The sequence below is a fragment of the Pseudomonas sp. JL3 genome (genome assembly GCF_031570575.1).
Classification (GTDB): Bacteria; Pseudomonadota; Gammaproteobacteria; order Pseudomonadales; family Pseudomonadaceae; genus Aquipseudomonas; species Aquipseudomonas cucumis.
This window is the reverse complement of the sequence record NZ_JAKWJK010000075.1, coordinates 1-406: the sequence shown is the minus strand read 5'-3', so window position 1 is coordinate 406 and position 406 is coordinate 1. Positions and strand designations below refer to the sequence as shown.

The 406-nt window shown below is 67.0% G+C and carries 1 protein-coding gene; it reads left to right on the top strand.

All coding sequences use genetic code 11. The annotated features are described in order from the left end of the window. Positions 1 to 406, top strand: a 406-nt coding sequence (locus MMG91_RS29120) for a phosphopantetheine-binding protein (RefSeq protein WP_310661459.1), incomplete at both ends; no start/stop codon positions are given.

The window sequence follows — 406 nt, the reverse complement described above, 5'->3', positions numbered from 1 at the left end:
AACCGGCCAGCGCCGAACAGTTGCGCAGCGAATTACTCAAGCACCTGCCCGAATACATGGTGCCCAGCGCCTTCGTGCACCTCGACGCCCTGCCCCTCACCGCCAACGGCAAACTTGACCGCCGGGCCCTGCCCGCACCGGGCCAGGAGTCCCTGGCCAGCAAGGCCTACGAGGCGCCCCAGGGCGACACCGAAATCGCCATCGCCGGGATCTGGCAAACCCTGCTCGGCCTGGAGCAGGTCGGGCGCCATGACGGTTTCCTCGAGCTCGGCGGCCACTCGCTGCTCACCGTGCAATTGCAGGCGCGTCTGCATCAGGACCTCGGCGTCGAGATCGACCTGCGCACACTGTTTGCCCAGACGTCTTTGAGCACCCTGGCCCAGCAGGTGGAACAGGCCAGCCAGTC